At 51.2% G+C, this 17,370-nt stretch carries 11 protein-coding genes; 2 read left to right on the forward strand and 9 right to left on the reverse strand.

From position 1 onward, the window contains the following. Nucleotides 1–436 precede the first annotated feature (436 nt). From tsaD to OCV31_RS06095, 6 genes are all read right to left on the reverse strand, one after another. Nucleotides 437–1,432: a tRNA (adenosine(37)-N6)-threonylcarbamoyltransferase complex transferase subunit TsaD gene (gene tsaD / locus OCV31_RS06070; protein ID WP_148473446.1), complete on the reverse strand. Its 996-nt coding sequence runs from the start codon at nt 1,430–1,432 to the stop codon at nt 437–439. Between the two features lies 1 nt (nt 1,433). Next, the gene (gene rimI / locus OCV31_RS06075; protein WP_267303836.1) at nt 1,434–1,877 is read right to left on the reverse strand and encodes a ribosomal protein S18-alanine N-acetyltransferase; all 444 of its coding nucleotides are present in this window, start codon (nt 1,875–1,877) and stop codon (nt 1,434–1,436) included. After that, nucleotides 1,843–2,553: a tRNA (adenosine(37)-N6)-threonylcarbamoyltransferase complex dimerization subunit type 1 TsaB gene (gene tsaB, locus OCV31_RS06080; RefSeq protein WP_148473450.1), complete on the reverse strand. Its 711-nt coding sequence runs from the start codon at nt 2,551–2,553 to the stop codon at nt 1,843–1,845. Before tsaB ends, rimI begins: the two co-directional genes overlap by 35 nt. Continuing rightward, nucleotides 2,534–2,998 carry a tRNA (adenosine(37)-N6)-threonylcarbamoyltransferase complex ATPase subunit type 1 TsaE gene (tsaE, locus tag OCV31_RS06085; protein WP_148473452.1) on the reverse strand — a complete coding sequence of 155 codons (465 nt, stop codon included), beginning with the start codon at nt 2,996–2,998 and terminating at the stop codon, nt 2,534–2,536. The genes tsaB and tsaE overlap by 20 nt, the downstream gene beginning before the upstream one ends. 230 nt (nt 2,999–3,228) lie before the next feature. Continuing rightward, nucleotides 3,229–7,830, reverse strand: coding sequence for a leucine-rich repeat protein (locus OCV31_RS06090; RefSeq protein ID WP_148473454.1), 4,602 nt, complete (start codon nt 7,828–7,830; stop codon nt 3,229–3,231). 232 nt (nt 7,831–8,062) lie between these two features. Further along, entirely contained in the window at nt 8,063–9,271 is a 1,209-nt protein-coding gene (locus OCV31_RS06095) for a S1C family serine protease (RefSeq protein WP_148473457.1), read from the reverse strand. Nucleotides 9,272–9,440: 169 nt separating this feature from the next. Between OCV31_RS06095 and OCV31_RS06100 the strand changes: the two genes are divergently transcribed. Continuing rightward, nucleotides 9,441–9,965, forward strand: coding sequence for a nitroreductase family protein (locus tag OCV31_RS06100; RefSeq protein WP_108831963.1), 525 nt, complete (start codon nt 9,441–9,443; stop codon nt 9,963–9,965). A gap of 42 nt (nt 9,966–10,007) precedes the next feature. Here OCV31_RS06100 and OCV31_RS06105 read toward each other — a convergent pair whose 3' ends face one another. Both OCV31_RS06105 and pdxR read right to left on the reverse strand, forming a co-directional pair. After that, the gene (locus tag OCV31_RS06105; protein ID WP_148473459.1) at nt 10,008–10,595 is read right to left on the reverse strand and encodes a xanthine phosphoribosyltransferase; all 588 of its coding nucleotides are present in this window, start codon (nt 10,593–10,595) and stop codon (nt 10,008–10,010) included. Nucleotides 10,596–10,660: 65 nt separating this feature from the next. Then, nucleotides 10,661–12,031 (reverse strand): MocR-like pyridoxine biosynthesis transcription factor PdxR, encoded by a 1,371-nt coding sequence (gene pdxR, locus OCV31_RS06110; protein WP_267303846.1) that lies wholly within the window; start codon nt 12,029–12,031, stop codon nt 10,661–10,663. Between the two features lie 108 nt (nt 12,032–12,139). Here pdxR and pdxS point away from each other — a divergent pair, with 108 nt between their 5' ends. Further along, nucleotides 12,140–12,997: a pyridoxal 5'-phosphate synthase lyase subunit PdxS gene (gene pdxS / locus OCV31_RS06115; protein WP_148473463.1), complete on the forward strand. Its 858-nt coding sequence runs from the start codon at nt 12,140–12,142 to the stop codon at nt 12,995–12,997. A 71-nt stretch (nt 12,998–13,068) separates the two neighbouring features. Here pdxS and OCV31_RS06120 read toward each other — a convergent pair whose 3' ends face one another. After that, complete coding sequence (locus OCV31_RS06120; RefSeq protein WP_148473465.1) at nt 13,069–17,316, reverse strand: 2-hydroxyacyl-CoA dehydratase; 4,248 nt, start codon at nt 17,314–17,316, stop codon at nt 13,069–13,071. Nucleotides 17,317–17,370 lie beyond the last annotated feature (54 nt).

The following is a 17,370-nucleotide window of genomic DNA, read 5'->3' on the forward strand; positions in this document are numbered from 1 at the left end:
GGGAAATAAAGGCGGTGCATCCGCCCTCAAGGCAAGAATTTAACGCGGGGAAAAGAAAAAAGGAAAAAAACGCCTTCCCTTTATTAAGCTTCCCTTTCTTCCCCTTTTTGTCTCGTTCTCATTTTCAGTCTCTCTTTATTTTCATATTTTGTTTTTTTAATCCACATGTTCTTCACAGTATACACAGATCTGTCCACAGCTCATGGCCCTTATTCACCGAATTTAAAAAAGTTATCCACCTTATCCACAGGCTTATACACGTTTTCCCGAATCCCCTCGCGTCGATCGCCGCAATCTCTAAGATCCGTCTATTTGTCGGGGATTGTCGCCTTTTTGCCCGCTCGTGCACTATTTTTCCCGCATCTTCGTCTATTCTCATTCTCAGCTTAACATAGGCAAAACAAAACCGCAGCCTTTTCGCTGCGGTCATTTTCTTTTATTCCAGGCCCAGATTCGGATCGGCATAGACCGAGCCCGCCTCGCCTTTTAAGTGGCTGTAATAGCCCACAGAGGCGATCATGGCGGCGTTATCGGTGCAGAGGATGGGATCCGGGTAGTAAATGGCCACGCCTTCTTTTTCCCCGCGGCTTTCCATGGCGGCGCGGAGGCCCGAATTGGCGCTGACCCCGCCGGCGAGAACGATGGTCTTCTCCCCGAGTTCCCTCGCCAGGCGGAAAGATTTTTCCACGAGGACGTCGATGACGGCGGCCTGAAAGGATGCGGCCATATCCGCCACGCGAATTTCCTCGCCTTTTTGCTTCGCCTGATTCAATTCGTTTAATACGGCGGTCTTAAGGCCGGAGAAACTGAAGTCGTAGCTGTCCGCTTCCAACATGACCCGAGGCAGGTCGTAGGTCTTCTCGCCTTCTTTCGCCAGCTTGTCGATGACCGGCCCGCCGGGGTAGCCGATGCCCATGGCCCGGGCAACCTTGTCGAAGGCCTCGCCGGCGGCGTCGTCCCGCGTCTTGCCGTAGAGGGTGAAGTCCACGTAGTCGGTGACGTGGATCAAATAGCTGTGGCCCCCGGAAACGATGAGCCCGACAAAGGGCGGCTCGAGATCCTTGTGGGTCAGGTAATTGGCGCAGATGTGGCCCCGAATGTGGTTCACCCCCACAAAGGGCTTGTGACTCGCCAGGGCCAGCCCCCTCGCCGCCGTAAGGCCTACGAGAAGGGCGCCGATGAGCCCCGGGCCGCGAGTGGCGCAGATAAGATCCACATCCTCCATGGTAATCCCCGCCTCTTCCAAGGCCAGATCCAGCATGGGCAAAATGGCGGAGACGTGTTTGCGGGATGCGATCTCCGGCACCACGCCGCCGAAGAGCCTGTGAATTTCGATTTGTGATGAAATCATATTGGACAAAATCTCCCGGCCGTCTCGTACGACAGCCACGGAGGTTTCGTCGCAGGACGATTCCACGCCCAGTGTCAACATACTACCACCTCTTCCAATAAATCAGCCCGTCGCGCTTCACGTGGGCGTAGTAATTTTTTCGTACCCCTTCCAATTGAAAGCCCAAAGATTCGTAGAGATTAATGGCCGGGATATTGTCGTCCCGCACTTCCAGTGTGGCTGAGGTCATGCCCTTTTCGTAAACGGCGAAAAGGTAATGATTCATCATGTAACGGCCGTAGCCGTTTGATCGAAATTCGCCGCCCACGGCCACATTGCCGATGTGGGCCTGATCCCCTAAAAGCCAGGCTCCCACGTAGCCGATGATGACGTCGTGGTAAAGGAGCACTTCGTAATAGGTGAGGGGATTGTTCAGCTCCCGCTCCCAGCTGTCCCGGGACCAGGGCGCGGTGAAACTTTCATCCTCAATGGCCATAATGTCGACCAGATCTTCAACCGTCGCTTCGCGCGTCGAGAGATTCTCCATGTTTCCTCCTGTATTCTCGCATGGCCTGTGTGGGCCGTAGGTAATTTGGCTCCAGGGCATAGGGATTGGACGGTCCTTCTTCTTCAAACTGCTGAGCGCCTTCAAAGGCGATGGCTGCCGCCGACACCCGGGACAGGTGATCGGGATAGAGAATGAAATCTTCCCGCGCAGAAAACGCGTCCCGGTACTTCTTCAGGCCGTCGCCGATTAAAATGGCTCCCTCGGGGGCCTCTTTTATAATGGATTCCACCGGGTAGGCGTCGTCTTTTTTCAGGCGCACAAGCCCCTCGCCCTTTTTTTCAAAGAATGCGGCGTACACCCGCTCCCTCCGCGCGTCGAATAGGGGAATCACCACGCCGTCGGTGGCCACTTCCCGGGCCAGGGCCTTTAAGGTGGAGACGCCGACGACGGGAATATCCAGTGTGCGGCCGAGGACTTTGGCGAGGACCACGGAGATCCTGAGTCCCGTAAAGGAGCCGGGGCCCACTCCGGTGGCGATGAGATCCACATCTTCCATGGCCCAGCCCGCCGCACAAAGCATGTTTTGAATCATATTGATTAGCCCTTCCGAGTGGCTCGCGCGGCTGTTTACCGAGGCTTCCGCCACGACTTTTCCGTCTTCCGTGAGGGCGCAGGTGGTCTCCATGGTGGCCGTATCAAAGGCGAGAATTTTCATAAGCCGCCACCTCCTCTTCCAGTTCCTTTCCCCGAGGACCGAAGCCTGTGGCCTTCACGTCCCTCGTATCTTCGTCGACGCGCGTAAATTGCAGGCGCAACACATCCTCCGGGAGGCTGTCCGCGATAATGTCCGCCCATTCCACGGCACAGACGGCGCCGGAGTCCAGCATGTCTTCCCCGCCCATGTCGAAAAATTCATCTTCGTCTTTCAGACGGTACACGTCGAAATGGTAAAGGGGCAGTTCCCCCTCGTATATATTTAAAATGGCGAAGGTGGCGCTGGTCACCTCCGAGGAAAGGCCCATGCCCTTGGCCAAGGCCTTGACGAAGGTGGTCTTTCCCGTGCCCAGGTCCCCGACGAGAGCCAGAACGTCGTAGGCTTTTAATTTTTTTCCTAAATACAAACCGAAAGCTTCGGTTTGTGCGGTGGTTTTCAGTATCATAGCTTCCTCCTGCTTCTTATTATAGTCAATCTATGGAAAAGAGAAAAGCGGCCACGACATCGGACTTTGCGAAATCAAAATAATATTCTTCTTGTTTTTCAATTTGTTCGTGTTTCATTGCACGAAAAATCGAGTAAGCAAAATGCTTACTCGATTTTATAGGTCCACGCTAAATGCTGATTTCGCTTTCGTGAAATTCAATGGAAATTTTTGCGCCAAGTCATAAAAGACTAGCGCCGTGTGATAATGACATCCTCGTCAAAGCTTCCATACCAAGATCCTTCCGTAATCACAGTATGTGACGGTAATTCCACACTTTTCAATCTCTTATTTAACTGAAAGGCACCATCCCCAATCTTTGCTACAGAATCGGGAATTCGAACAAGGTGTAAGTCATTATTATAAAATGCAGTTTCACCAATCTCAGTTACCGTGTTCGGTATGGTTAATTCACTTAATTTATTGGTACTGAATGCACCTCTCTCAATAACTTCGAGATTGCTCGGCAATCTTAGTTCCACAAGACCATTCCTCCAAAATGCACTGTCCCCAATTCGAGTGACTGAATTCGATATCTCCAGACGAATCATGGCCTCGTTACGGGCAAAGGCTCTCTCCCCAATCGTTACGATTGATCTGGGAATATACAACTCTGTCAGATCATTCGATTCGAATGCGCTGGTACCAATCGTGAGCTCTTTCCCTTCCGTTTCCGCATCGTAGTCAGGCAGTGTTAACTTCGTTATTCCGCTCTGATAGAATGCATCCGACTCAATTCTTTCGACGGAATCAGGGATGATCAGTTCTCCTATTTTCGTGTCAGAGTAATCATCTCCCTTAAAGGTGTATTTTCCAATTACCGTCATCTTATTTGAAATTTTCACCTTTCTTAACGGGTTATAACTGAAGGCGCCATCTCCCACTCTTTCAACGGAATCAGGAAGAATCGCCCTAGATAGTTTATTTCGTCGGAACGCACCGTCTTCAATCTCAATAACCGATTCGGGGATACTGACCCTTATCAATTGATTAAATGCAAAGGCATCATCTCCAATGGTATGCAGACCATTGGGCAATCCAATCGATTGCAACTTATTCTGCATAAATGCACCCTTTTGTATTTCTTCAACTGTCTCAGGTATGCTCACAGACGTCAATACCGGCCTTTCCGTATGCGACGGCCTAAAAGCATAATCGCCGATAACTCTAACCTCTACACCTGCTATTTGACTCGGGATGTTCACCCTGGTCTTTTCGCCTATATATTCAACGATGGTTCCCGTTGAACGATCAAATCTGAAATCGCCTACAGTGACCACGTCCGGCTCTTTAGGCTCGTCCGGATTCGGTGCGGGCGGATTCGGCGGTTTAGGTTCGCCCGGATCAGGTGCGGGAGGATTCGGCGGATTCGGCGGCGTGGGTTCCTCTTCTTGTTTGTCTTGAATTTTTTGAATGATACTTTCCAGGCTTTCAATCCATGTGTTAACCTTCTTATTTGATGCTGCCGCCTTTTCATCGTTTGACCAATCCCCATAGTTGTTTCCTATGGCATACACGCGGGACTGCGTTTCTATTTCTTTTAAAGCATCCTTATCCGTCTGATCAATCTTTTGGTATGCGGCCGTCCGTCTCAGCGCCTTTGCTTGCTCTAACAGCCGAACAAGTTCATTTAGCTTTGAAGTTAACTGATTATATAATCCCTGTACTTGATCCAGAGAAACGTCCAGCTTTTTCATGGTCGCTTGGTATTTGCTCGGCGTTCTGTTTGCCTTGTTTTTTGCGTAAAGCACTGTGTCTTTTGCTCTGGTTTTTAACGTGTCGATTTGCTTGATCGACGGAGACTTTTGTGTCTGTTTAAAATCCGCTCTCTCTTCAATCGCCTCGATTTTAGCCAAGTACTCTTCTATCGCCTTGATCTTCTTGTCCAGTTGTTCTGCCTTATCGGCCGTTAACGCCGTTTCTCTTTTTAGCTCATAGATTTGTTCTTCCAACAATGTGTGATGACCCTGATAAAGTCCTGCAAGATCGAAATCCGCATACATGTAAACCCAAGCCCCGTGGCTTACCATTCCATACATATCAAGATCATTCAATTTTTCATTTCCATTTTGGTAGCTTTGTTTTATATCGATGTGTCCACGATAGATGGCTTTATGGCGTAAGCCTCCATCAAGCCATACCGGACGTGTGCCTAGCAATAATAGGGAGAATTCCGCACCGAGATCAGCGTTTGTTTCAAGTTGACCCTCTAATCTTTTGTGCTTCTTTTCCTCTAAATCCTTTTTTGTAATCGCGATCATTTTAAATCGCTTGCCGACATCTCGATTGCTTATATGCACATCTTTTTCTTGTTGAATCTGTTGAATTAGATAAACGGTCTCGTTCTCAAACTTTTTATCGAAAACATTGACATTTACAGATGAACTGTCCGTTAACTGACTTTCGCTAATCAGTTCCACTTCTAATTCTCCGTAAACATTGATATAAACTGCTGCCAATAATGCCAGCATATCGCTAACTTCGCCAATAGAACCTTTTTGAGATTGCTCAATTGCCACCGGCCCTCCGGGGTACAAGGGAATTTTGGCATAACCTAAAAAGTATTTATCCTTAGAAAAATTATTCGTTTGTTTTAATTTTTTCGTTATAAAGTCATTTGATTTTTCTTGACCCAAACTTCTGAGAAAGCGCGTAAAATTAACCTTTTCTTTGAACTTTAGATCCAACTTCATGTCCATTTGTTGCCGTTCTGCCAAACCGGCATGAAGCAATTTTAGTCCTTCCCTCGAATGCTGAATTTTTACATCGGCAAGTGTTTGCGCCAAATAGTTATAAAAAATCTCCCCATTTAAAGTCGATTGGGCTGAGTCTCCGTCCATCGAATTGTTGATATTTGTGCCGGCGGCTACATTCAGCGCCACCTCGGAATAAGCCTCATGGCTGACGTCTTTTCCCATCACCCAATTGAATGCTTTTTGTGCCCATTCCCAGTATTCCTTTGGCAATTCTTTTAATTTTACCGAATTGGCCATTCCACCATGGATCGATCCCCAGTAGCTAACTTTGGTGTCATTCAGTTTTTTCTCGTGTTCAAAACCTTTTCCTTTTAATTGCAGTTTTCCACCGCGTAGAGAGTTAACATCAATAGTTTCTTTTCCCTTAGGAGACGGCGGCAATTGGATGAAATCTTCTGCGTTACTCTTTTCCACGAGTTTTGCTGTTTTTTGACCTTCCGCATCCATTAACTTATCAGCGGGGCTACCCACTAGCTGATTGCTTGCAAAGTCAACATGTGCCAAGGCCTCCTGAATACCTTCTTGATCAATAAAAAGCTCAATCTCCCCGGCATTGGTATTGGAAGTAGCGCTAATGTTTAGCGCTTTATCCGCTAACAACTCGTCAAACTTGGCGTCCGTCACCGCATAAAATACTTTGTCAGCTTGGATCGGATCATTGTATTTATTGTCATTTTTAACATCCTGATGCGCGATAGTATTTTTATCCGCAATCTTAAATGACTGTTTCACGCCAAAATCTACCATGACAATTGGGTGGGCGTCTGTTTTTAAAGATTCCTGAATCTTCTTAAAAACATCCGATGTCCGGTTGACACCCAAGTAATATTTTCCTTTCGTTTTAGAAAATATCATCTGAATATCTTTCGGTTGATTGCTTCCTTTCTCTTTTGGCACAACGACCAAGCTGTCTTTTACCGTAATTGTTTTCGACTCTTTTTCTAAGAAGAAGGTTTTCCGAACAAGTTCATTGCGGTCTGTAAGGGCATAAACATCGACTTTGTTTGAACCGATGGCGTAATCCTTAAGATTCAACGTAAAGTTCTTCCCGTTTACCGTTACATCGACCTCTTTCGCCTCTTTTTTTGACGGATCGATGATTCTTGCTCGAACTGACTTGAGTTCGTCTCCGGAAATTAACTTCCCTTTTGCCTGAACGGCATCTTCTTGCGTCTTTAAACTGTATGAAGTGTCAAGATTTTCAATAACGATCTGCGACTCATTCAGCTTTTTACCAATGTCTTTTAAGCTGTCGGATTCTTTTTCTCGTTTAATCTCTTCTTCAATTTTTTGTTCAGGTGAGCCCGGCTTTTTCCCCGGATTCGGTTGAGGATTTGGAGTATTTCTCCCATTGGATTCATCACCCGGAGGAATTATTACATTAGGCACAAATTCGGGAACCTTCGATGTGCCCTCTCCGTAACGACTCAAAGCATTGTAAAGTGCCACAAAAGCATCTTGTCTTGTTGCTGGGGCATTTGGAAGTATGCTTTTGTTAATTCCACTATTATCTCCAATGATTTTTAACTCTATCGCCCATCGAATCCAATCAAAGGGCCACTGTGCCTTGGCAACATCTTCGGATTTTAGATCTTCCTTCGTTAAAGCAACCAACATCTTCAATACTTCAGCATTGGATATGTTCTTTTCAGGCTTAAATGTTTTGTCCGGATACCCATTCACCATGGTGACATCATTCTTCGCATTCTTATTTTTAGCTGCAAATTGAATAACACCTTTTGCCCAATGGTTTTCGATATCACTGAAGAGAGCAGGGTCTTGCTCCATTAGCTTAGCTGCATCTTTTTTTCCTAAGCTATAAACGATGATCTTAGTAATTTCACTCCGCTTAATCGGGCGCTCCAAGGCCAAATCGCCATTGCCATAGCCCTCAATAATGCCTTCATGTTTCAAATAGTTAATTTTTTCCTGATTGCTTTTCTTCTCACTATCCGAAGGGAAAGCTAAGGCCAGCGCATTGCTTGACGAGACTGCAAGCATGAGAAAAGCTAAAAACAATGACAGTATTTTCTTCATTTCATACTCCTTTCTGAAATTCGATAATGAAAATACCCGCGCTCTTTTAATAGCCTCATTAACTTTTTAGTTGATTGAAGCATAAAGAACACTTTTTAATCCTTCTTCAGCTTAGCATAGCACATTACCCCCCCCGTCAATATTTTAACGTAAAATAGCAATCTTCTTTTTTCTCGTCTTTTTATTCTTACGATCGCAAGAAAAAAGACCTTGCCGAAACAAGGTCTCTCCCTTAATTGTTTAAGCCCGGAATCAGGCGGCGCAGGCCTTCTTCTTGGCCCACCGCGGGGACTTGGTAGTCCGTGAAGGTGAGCTTCAGGTTTTCTTTCTTGCCGTTTCTCGACACGACGACATCCACGGTATCGCCAGCCTTGTACTTGTAGAGCTCGCGCCTCAGTTGGCTCATGCTTTGGATTTCCGTATCGCCCATTTTCAGAATAATGTCGTTGACCTTCAGGCCCGATGCGGCGGCCGGGGATTCGGCTTCCACCCCGCCGACGATGACGCCCTTGCCGCCGGTGCCTAAATCGTAGCCGCTACGCTCGACGGCGCTCACGGTGTAGCCGCTCATCCCGAGGGCCACAGATTTAAAGTCGCCGGTTTTCATGACCTGTTCCACAATGGGTTTCGCCGTGTTAATGGGAATGGAAAAGCCCAGGCCTTCCGCCGAAGAAATCTTCACGGTGTTAATGCCGATGACTTGGCCTTCGCTGTTTAAAAGGGGCCCGCCGGAGTTGCCGGCGTTAATGGAGGCGTCGGTTTGGATCAGGCCGTCCATGTAATTACCCTGTACTTCGCCGATGTTTCGGTTCAGGCCGGAGATGACCCCACTGGTGACGGAGCGCTGAAAGTCGAGGCCCAGGGGATTGCCGATGGCCACGGCGGTCTCGCCGATGTTGATGCTGTCGCTGTCGCCCATGGGAAGGGGCGTGAGGCCTTTCTTTTCGATCTTCACGAGGCCCAAATCCATGGTCTCGTCGGACCACACGACTTTGCCCTCGGCTTCCGATTGGTCGTTTAAAAGCACCTTGACCTTGTTGCCCTTGGCGCCGACCACGTGGGCGTTTGAGAGGATAAAGCCGTCTTCCGAAAGAATAAAGCCGCTGCCGCTCCCCTGCACGGCCATGGGACCCATGAGGGTGTTTTTCGTCGTGGAGGTGGTGATCCCCACCACGGAGGGCATGGCGTATTGTGCCACGCTTTCCACGACGCCGGCTTCGTGCTTTCTCGTCTTGTCCGCCGGTGGCTCAACTTGCGGCTTCAGCCCTTCCGACACGGCGGGCTTCGGCATGTATTTGTAGGTGACGACGCTTCCCACTGCGCCGCCGATCAAAGAAAAGATCAGGGCCCAGAGGATGAGAAAGCCGCCTCGCTTCTTTTTTCTTCCGTAATGATAGCTTGTGGGGCGGTTTTCGCCGCCGAAGTCTCTGTTTGGTTCCATGGGATTCCTTTCTATTTTTATCTGTTCCGTTTCACTTCGTTTATTTACTATGACTATACCCATCGAAATTGAACTTCTTGTGAAACCTTTACAAAGATATTTATTGGGTATAAGTAAAAAAGATACGAAACGATTCCCGCGAGCTTTTCGCGACTAAAGGAGGTTATTTATGGATTTTAAACAAATGGTAAAGAAAAGACGCTCCATGCGCAAGTACAAACAAGATCAAAAAATGGACGACGAGGCCTTATTGGAACTGTTCACCTACGCGTCCATGGGCCCGAGTAAATCCAACGCCCACCCGGTGGAATTTCTCGTGGTGGAAGATCCCGAAAAGAAGAAGGCTCTGGCCGAATTAAAGCGCTTCGGCACGAAGTATTTGGCCGATGCGCCGCAAATTATCGTGGTCATGGGCAACGACACCTCGGAGCCCACCTGGATCGAAGAAGCCACCATTACCTCGGCTTATTTGGGCCTCTTGCTCCACGCCGAAGGCTACGCATCCAGCTGGATCAATATTCGCGAACAAACCAATTCGGCAGGGGAAAGCTCCGAAGAAATCGTGAAAAAGCTCTTTAATATTCCCGAAAACTACGGCATTTTGTGTCTGATCCCCTTCGGCATCCCCGACGAATGGATCCAAAGCAGAAAATACTTCGACATTTCCTCCAAGGTACACAAAGATACCTTCTAAATAGAAAAGCGGCCACGAAGCCTTTCGCTTCCGGCCGCTGTTTTAATGCCCTTCTTTAAAAGTAATCCGTTGATTTTCCGAATCGATGGCCTCGATGCGCACGATGGAATACACGTCGAGCCCCGCCTCTTCCAGGCGCCCGCGGCCCGGCTGAAAGGATTTTTCCACGCAAATACCCACGCCGGCCACCTTGGCCCCGGCCTGTCTCACGATGTCCACCAGGCCCAAGGACGCTTCCCCGTTGGCGAGAAAGTCGTCGATAATCAAGACGGAATCATCCGCTGTCAAATAGGCCTTGTTCACCATGACTTTGGAGGTGATTTTTTTCGTGTAGGAATACACGTCGGTGGTATAGGCATCTTCCGCTTTTAATGTAGCGGGACGCGCCTTTTTGGCGAAGAGCATGGGCACGTCGAAATGGGCCGCCACCATAATGGCCGGCGCAATGCCCGAGGCCTCCACGGTGAGCACCTTCGTCACCTTTCGGTCCTTGAAATAGTCGTAAAATTCCGCCTCGATCTCCTTCATCACCTTGGGATCGATTTGATGATTGAGAAAAGAATCGATCTTCAACACATTTCCCGGGTAGATGACCCCGTCCGCTTCGATTCGCTTTTGTAAATAACCCATGGTTCCTCCTCGCTGGTATTTATTAAACAGTGTAACACAAGCACGTCCTTCCTCCACGAAAAAAATCAGCTTGCGACGGAAAAATTTTTGATGAGGGATTTCAACTCGGCCAGGCCTTCTTTTAATTGATCCACACTCATGTTGCCGTAGCCCACGATGAGGCGGGGATAGCCTTCCTGTGCTTGCCCTTGGGAGAAATCCGAGAGCCCCTTCATGTGAACGCGGTGTTTTTTTAAATAGGCCAAGAGATCCGCCTCGCTCCTGTTCACCTTGCAGGTCAGAATAAAGTGCATGCCGGCCCGCTTATCGTCCACGGAAAAGAGATCGTCGCCTAAAAAGGCCTCCGCGGCGATTTTTCTCCGCTCGTCGTAAATTTTCCGCTGGCGATTGAGCCGGCGCTCGAAATGGCCTTCTCTCATGTACCGGGCCAGAGCCAGCTGCACGAGATTGGGAATGGGGCAGTTCATCCCCGGACTTAAGTGGCGATAACGGGCCATAAGGGGCCTCGGCAGCACCATAAAGGAGATGCGCAAAGTGGGCGAGAGGGATTTTGAAAAGTTGGACATATAGATCACCCGGTCCACACCGTCCAGGCTCTTTAGGGCGGGAATGGGCCGGCCGTAATACTTGTATTCGCTGTCGTAATCGTCTTCGATGATGTAGCTTCCCGTGGCCTTTACGTGATTTAAAAGCTTGATGCGCCGGTCCACCCGAAGAATGCTCCCCGTGGGAAACTGATGGGAGGGGGTCACGAGATAAATGCTCCTTTCACCTGTAAGGGCGTCGGGATCCACGCCGGCCTCGTCCACGGCCATGAAATCGTAGGGAACGCGGTTTTGCTCGAAGATTTTCTTCAGGCCAATGTAGCCCGGATTTTCCAGGCGAAAGGGCGCATCTTTCGGCAAGAGGGCAAAGAGAATCAAAAGCAGATACTCCATGCCCGCGCTTAAAAGAATGTCTTCCGCCGAAACGTCCACGCCCCGGGAGGCCTTGAGGTAATCGGCCACGGCGCCCCTGAGCTCCGCGAGCCCTTCTTTTTCCCTGCGGTTTAAAGGCTCCTTTTGCTCCGCCGCCCACTGAAGGCATTTTTTGAAATGATTGTCCGGAAAGCGGTAGTCGGCATTTTTATTTAAATCGAAATCGTAATCGTAGGCCGGCGCTTCGCGGGCGGGCGCCGCCGGCGCCGAGGCGATTTTCTTGTGGAGATTTTCGATCTCCGCCACGAAATAGCCCACCCGCTCCTTGGCGATGAGGTAGCCCTCGTCCACCAATTGATCGTAGGCGGCGGTGACCGTGTTCACGGACAGGCCCAAGTGCCGCGCCAGGTCCCGCTTCGAGGGAAGCTTCTCCCCTTCCCTCATGGCGCCTGTGGCCACGGCGTCTTTAATGTGTTCGTACAGGGCCTCGTAGAGGGGTTCGTCCCCGTTAAAGTGCATGGTAAACAATCTGGTCCCTCCAAATTTTATTTATTTGATCCTTTTGATGATACCAAATCTAGCCTACAATGTCACTGTAAAGATTACATAAATCACAAGGAGGATGACATGAACGAAGCATTTATTAAACTCACCGATTCCCTGAAAGGCGGCGTCATCATGGACGTCACCAGCCCCGAACAAGCGAAGATCGCAGAAAGTGCCGGCGCCGTGGCCGTCATGGCTCTGGAGCGGATTCCCGCAGACATTCGCGCCGCCGGCGGCGTGAGCCGCATGAGCGATCCCAAAATGATCAAAGAAATTCAAAAGACGGTGAAGATCCCCGTCATGGCCAAAGTGCGCATCGGCCACTTTGTGGAAGCATCCGTGCTTCAAGCCATCGGCATCGACTACATCGACGAATCGGAAGTCCTCACTCCGGCGGACACCACCTTCCACATCGAAAAGAAGAAATTCGACACGCCCTTCGTCTGTGGCGCGCGGAATCTCTCCGAAGCCCTTCGCCGCATCGAAGAAGGGGCGGCCATGATCCGCACCAAGGGCGAAGCCGGTACCGGCGACGTGTCCCAAGCCGTGGATCACATGCGCTCCATTATGGGCGAAATCGCCTATGTGAAAAGCGCCAAATCCGATGAGCTCTACGCCCTGGCCAAGGAAATGGGCGTGAGCTACGATCTTTTGGTTTACGTTCACGAAAACGGCAAGCTCCCCGTGGCCAACTTCTCCGCCGGCGGCGTCGCCACCCCCGCCGATGCCGCCCTTATGCGCCGCCTCGGTGCCGAAGGCGTCTTCGTGGGAAGCGGGATCTTTAAGTCCAATAACCCCGAAAAGCGCGCCAAGGCCATCGTAAAGGCCGTGGAAAACTACATGGACGACAGCGTCATCGCCGAAGTGAGCGAAGACATCGGCGAGGCCATGGTGGGCATCAATCCCGACGAAATCGAAACCATTATGGCGGAACGATAAACGACACAGTCTCTCTCTCAACATCAATACATGAAAAAAGCGGATCTCCTTTTCGGAAATCCGCTTTTTTATTATCGTCCCGCGGCGCTTGTTTTGTGTTTCTTCGCCAGGTCGTTGTTTATGAATTTATTTTTCTCCGCCTGTGCCATCATGAGCTTGATGCGATTGGTTTGGTTGACCGCCGAGGCGGAGGCGTCGTAGTCGATGGGAATGATATTGGCCGTGGGATAGGCTTCCCGCACGGATTTAATCACGCCTTTGCCCGTAATGTGGTTGGGCAGACAGCCGAAGGGCTGCACGCAGACGATGTTGCCGGCGCCGGAGCGAATGAGTTCCACCATTTCCGCCGTGAGCAGCCAGCCTTCGCCGTATTGATTTCCCAGATCCACAAATTCTTCGGCATAGGCCATGAGGGTCTCGACGGTTTCGGGCCCGTCGTAGACGGAATCCACCAGGGCGTCGCGAATGGTGCGGCGATAGCTTTCCACGTAGCGAATCGTGATTTCCGCAAAGAAGCTGCCCATTTTCGACGTGCCGTAGCGATGTTCTTTGATCTTCGCGTTTTTAAAGGAGTAGATCATAAAGTCCGTCAGATCCGGCACCACCACTTCCGCGCCTTCTTCTTCCAATTGGCGCTGCACGTGGTTGTTGGCCTCGGGCAGATATTTCACGAGGATTTCCCCGACGACGCCCACTTTCGGACGCACTTCTTCCCGCCTTTCGATGGCGGAGTAATCCCGAATCATGGCGTCGATGTTTTTCTTAAATTCCGCCCGGGAATAGCGGCGATTTTTCCTATTTAATTGATCGAGCCACTTTTCCGTTACGGCCTTCGTGGCCCCGGCCTCGACTTCGTAGGGTCGGGTGGCGTTTGAAAGGCGCATGATTAAATCGCCGTAAAGCAAATTCTGCACGGCTTTTTTCCCGAGGCGCACCATCTGACGCTTGCTCAGTTGAAAGCCCGGGTGCCGCTCGATTCCTTGGAAGGAGGCGCCCAGCACGGGAATGTGACCGTAACCCGCATCCTTCAGGGCCTTTCTGATAAAGCCGACGTAATTGCTGGCCCGGCAGGCACCGCCGGTTTGGCTCATCAAGAGGGTTAAGTTGTCGGTGTCGTAGCGGCCGCTTTTCACCGCTTCCATAAATTGCCCCACGACAAAGATGGAGGGGTAGCAGGCGTCGTTGTTGACGTACTTGAGCCCTTCGTCCACGACGTGATTGGAAAGATCCGGCAACACTTCCACATTGAAGCCCTCGCTCTTTAGCATGGGCGCCAACAAGCTGAAGTGGATCGGCGCCATTTGCGGAATGAGAATGGTGTGGGTCTTGCGCATGTCTTCCGTAAAGAGCACGGGGTCTTTGTACATGGATTCGGCTTCTTTGTCCAAGGTGCGGTTTTGCACGGCCTGAATCAAGGAGCGCAGGCGAATTTTCGCTGCCCCCAGATTGTTTACCTCGTCGATTTTTAAGACGGTGTAGATTTTGTGGTGGGCCTCCAGAATTTCGTTGACCTGATCCGTGGTGACGGCGTCCAGGCCGCAGCCGAAGGAGTTCAGCTGCACCATTTCCAAATGCTCGCTTTCTCCGACGATTTTCGCCGCCCGGTACAGGCGGGAGTGGTAGTTCCACTGGTCCAGAACGCGGAGCTTGCCGTCGATGTTTTCCTCATCCACAATGCTGTCTTCCGACAAAACGGGAAGGCCCAGGCCGGTGATCATTTCCGCCATGCCGTGGTTGATCTCGGGATCCACGTGGTAAGGCCGTCCGGCGAGGACGATGCCCACGCTGTCCGTTTCCTCGAGAAAATCCAACGCCCGCTTGCCTGCTGCGCGCACATCGGCGCGGTAGCGGTCTTCTTCGTCGTAGGCGGCGGCCACGGCGTCTTTCACGGCCTTTTTGTCGTGCTCGGGGAAGACTTCCGAAAGGCGCTCGGCGAGTTTTTCCCGATTGTCGAAGGAGAGGAAGGGATTCAGGTAGCGGATCCCGCTTTTCTCGATGCTCTCCACATTGTTTTTAATGACTTCGCTGTAACCCGCCACCACCGGACAGTTTAAGGTGTTGTCCGCATGGGCCATTTTTTGTTCTTCGTAGAAGATGGCCGGATAGAAGATCGCGTCCACCTGTTTTTCCACGAGGTTTTCGATGTGGCCGTGGGTGATCTTCGCCGGATAACAGGCCGTCTCCGAGGTAATGGATTCCAACCCCTTTTCGTAAAGGTCTCTGGAAGAGGTGTCGGAGAGGACGACGCGGTAGCCCAGCTTCGTAAAGAAGGTGTGCCAGAACGGGTAGTTTTCGTACATGTTCAGCACCCGGGGAATGCCCATAGTGGGCGCGCCCTCGGGAAGACTTTCGTAGTCGAAGACGCGCTTTAATTTATAGGCGTAGAGATTGGGCAGGGCTTCGTCTTCGCCCCGCACGATGCCCGCGCCCCGCTCGCAGCGATTGCCGGTAATGTAGCGGCTGCCGTCTTTAAAGATATTGACGGCGAGGGCGCAGTTATTGGCGCATTGGCCGCAGCGGGCGTGTTTCGTGGTGTAGGTAAATTCGTCCAATTCCTCACGGGAGAGAAGGGTGCTCTCCTCACCCCCCTCTTCTTTGGCAATAAGGGCCATGCCGATGGCGCCCATGGTGCCGCTCATTTTCGGACGCACCACGTTTCTTCCCGTGATCTTTTCGAAGGCGCGGAGCACGGCGTCGCTGTAGAAAGTGCCGCCCTGAACCACGATGTGCTCGCCCAGTTTTTTCGGGTCGCGAATTTTAATGACTTTTTGGATGGCGTTTCGAATGACGGAATAGGCGAGACCCGCGGAAATATCCGCCACGCTCGCCCCTTCTTTTTGAGCCTGCTTCACCTTGGAGTTCATAAACACGGTGCAGCGGCTGCCGAGATCCACCGGCGCGTCGCTTTTGAGGGCCACGGCGGCGAAATCCTCCACACTTAAGTCCACGCCGCCGGCGAAGGTTTGAAGGAAGGAGCCGCAGCCCGAGGAACAGGCCTCGTTTAAGAGAATGGACTCGATGACATCGCCCTTCACTTTCATGGCCTTCATGTCCTGGCCGCCGATATCCAAAATGAAATCCACGTCGGGCTCGAAGTAGCGGGCAGCGCGGAAGTGGGCGATGGTTTCCACTTCTCCCCGATCCACTTTCAGAGCCGCCTTAATAAAGTCCTCGCCGTAGCCCGTGACGCCGGAGGAGGCCACGTAGGCGTCGGCTGCCATGCGGTCGTAGAGATCCATGAGATAGACCTTCACCCGATCCAGGGGCGAGCCGTTGTTGGGGCCGTAGGCTTCGTACAGGACCTCGCCCTCATCGGAGAGGGCCACCATTTTCGTCGTGGTGCTCCCGGCATCGATCCCCACGTAAAGGGGGCCGGCGTAGGTCGCAAGATCCCGCCTCGGCAGATCGCAGCCGGCGTGGCGGGCGCGGAAGGCCGCAAGGGCCGCTTCGTCTTCAAAAAGAGGTTCCAGAAGGGCGTCGGCATCCACGTGGACGTCCTCTTCCTGCCCCAGCCGTTCGTAGAGATCTTTTACCTTCACCGGGGCGTGATCCACGCTCTTTAAGGCGGCGCCCAGGGCCACAAAGATCTGGCCGTTTTCCGGCGCCAGGATCTCGTCGTCTGAGAGATTCAGGGTTTCGATAAAGCGCTTTTTCAATTCATCCAGGAATGTAAGGGGACCGCCTAAAAAAGCGACCTTCCCGCGAATGGGGCGGCCGCAGGCCAAATTGGAGATGGTCTGATTGACCACGGATTGAAAAACCGACACGGCAATGTCGGCTTTCGTCGCTCCCTGATTTAAAAGAGCCTGCACGTCGGTCTTGGCAAAGACCCCGCAGCGGGATGCGATGGGATAAATTTTTGTATGTTCCTTGGCCAGTTCATTGAGGCCTGCAGCGTCGGTTTTCAGGAGGGAGGCCATTTGGTCGATAAAGGCCCCTGTGCCTCCGGCGCAAATGCTGTTCATGCGCTGTTCCAGGCTGCCCCGCAGGTAGGTGATTTTCGAATCCTCCCCGCCCAGTTCGATGGCCACGTCCGTCTCCGGCAAATAGGCCTCGATGGCGGCGGTGCCGGCCACCACTTCCTGAATAAAGGGAACATTCAGAAATTCCGCCACGGCGATTCCGCCGGAGCCGGTGACGCTGATGGTGGTTTCGTCGTCGGGAAATTTATTGGATACCGTCGTTAGAATGTCGGCGACGGTTTTTTTCATATCGGAAAAATGTCGTTGATAAGTAGAATATAAGACCTCCGACTTATCGTTTAATGCCACAAGTTTTACCGTGGTGGAGCCCACGTCCAAGCCCATGTGCAGCAACATTTCACTACCTTCTTTCTTATATATACTGTTCGCTTTTGCCGTTGGACTAGATTA

The organism is Aedoeadaptatus acetigenes, assembly GCF_025566985.1.
GTDB classification, from domain to species: domain Bacteria; phylum Bacillota; class Clostridia; order Tissierellales; family Peptoniphilaceae; genus Aedoeadaptatus; species Aedoeadaptatus acetigenes.